Here is a 1,654-nt window from a genome sequence, read left to right as displayed (position 1 = left end):
TGTCAGTCTGTAGAGCGACCATAAGACCAGAACAGAGTAAATCTGTTAAGGCAGGTGCGAAAAATCCTTCGGGAAAGAAGCAGAAACTCAAATCGTGAGGTTTGGGAATCGCCGTCCGTTTTACGGCGGCGAGGATGTCAAGATCAATATTTTTTCTCTCTCATCCCCATGACAAGCACTGATCAATCTCAACCCCTCCCTAGGGATGACTATTTTCACTACCAAAATTGTTGGTATCCTGTGTTATTCGTGCAGGATTGGCAAAAAAATCCCTACTCTTTCTCTCTTTATGGGCAACCATTGCTAATATTTCGCGATCAGCAGGGAAAATGGGGCTGTTTGCTTGATCGCTGTCCCCATCGCTTGGCTAAACTCTCCACAGGACAGATGATCGCTGGTCGTTTAGAATGTTTGTACCATGGTTGGCAGTTCGAGACGGATGGAAAATGTTCCCATATTCCCCAACTGCCAGTCAATACCCCGATTCCCCGCAATGCCAAGGTTAAATCCTATGGGGTGGTGGAACGTCAGGGAGTCCTCTGGGTTTGGTTAGGAGAAGAGGAAACAGCGAAAGAAAGCGATATTCCTATCATCAAAGACCTAGAAGACCCCAATTGTGTCCATACCGATTATGTCATCGATTTTCCCTATGAACAGGGCTATTTACTCGAAAATCTCCTCGATCCCGCCCATGTTAATATTAGCCATGATCGCAGCGAATTCGGGGCAAAACGGGAAAATGCTCAACCGTTAGCCTTCCAAATCCTCGAAATCTCGGCGCGGGGAATTCGCAGTCAGTGGCGCAATAGCCGCAATCCGCAGGAAAGCTGGAAATATCTGGATTTTATAGCCCCTAATCTCGTTCATTATCGTTTTGCTCTGCCTAATCCCCATTGGTGTGCTGGATTGGCTTTATACGGGATTTCTCTGGGTCAAGGTCGTTCTCGCTTACTGATGCGACGTTACCAAAATTTTGCCGTTAACTCCCGTCAATACCGTTGGCGCTGGTTGGAACATCTGCGTCAAAGTCGCATCCTCGAAGATGATCTACCTTTAATTCAAAGTCAGCAGCAAATGGTGGAAAAGTCAAGAGATAGTTTACAAAAATTATACTTACCCTTAAAAAGTTCCGATGCCTTGGTGATTGAGTTACGTCAATGGTTCGATCGCTATGGGGACTCTTTCCCCTACTATCAAGGCTACACCAGCCAGCGGACAACGGCGCTCGATTTATCCGATCCTTTACCCCTCGATCGCTATTCTCGTCACACTGTCCACTGTCGCACCTGTAGCGATGCCCATGAAAACATGGTAAAAACTAAACAAATTGCGATTTTAATGGGTATATTATTAGTTTTACTGGCAATTTTATCCCCAAATCAGTCTATCTATCAAATTACTGCCCTTATTTTCGCAATTTTGGCTTTAGCAATAGCGATCGCCGCCAATTACACCCGCAGAAAATTTGAACGCACCTATGAGAAAAAAGCCCATACCAAACTACAGTAATAAGTAGGGTCTGCTGAAAAAGTTTTTCGGTGGTGGCAGGGTGTGGGGTGTGGGGTGTGGGGTGTGGGGTTTTACCGGTTTTGAGGGGGCCAATTACCTAATTTTCAGGGAAAAAGTCCAGGAATTTTCCCCCTGATCACTCCCA

At 45.8% G+C, this 1,654-nt stretch carries 1 protein-coding gene; it reads left to right on the top strand.

Translation table 11 applies throughout. The annotated features are described in order from the left end of the window. Positions 1-168 precede the first annotated feature (168 nt). Complete coding sequence (locus tag PX482_RS12060; protein ID WP_002760677.1) at positions 169-1,509, top strand: aromatic ring-hydroxylating dioxygenase subunit alpha; 1,341 nt, start codon at positions 169-171, stop codon at positions 1,507-1,509. Positions 1,510-1,654: the final 145 nt, after the last annotated feature.

This window comes from Microcystis sp. M53602_WE12 (assembly GCF_030065455.1).
GTDB classification, from domain to species: domain Bacteria; phylum Cyanobacteriota; class Cyanobacteriia; order Cyanobacteriales; family Microcystaceae; genus Microcystis; species Microcystis aeruginosa.
The sequence above is the reverse complement of the archived record's forward strand: the minus strand, read 5'-3'. Positions and strand labels throughout refer to the sequence as shown.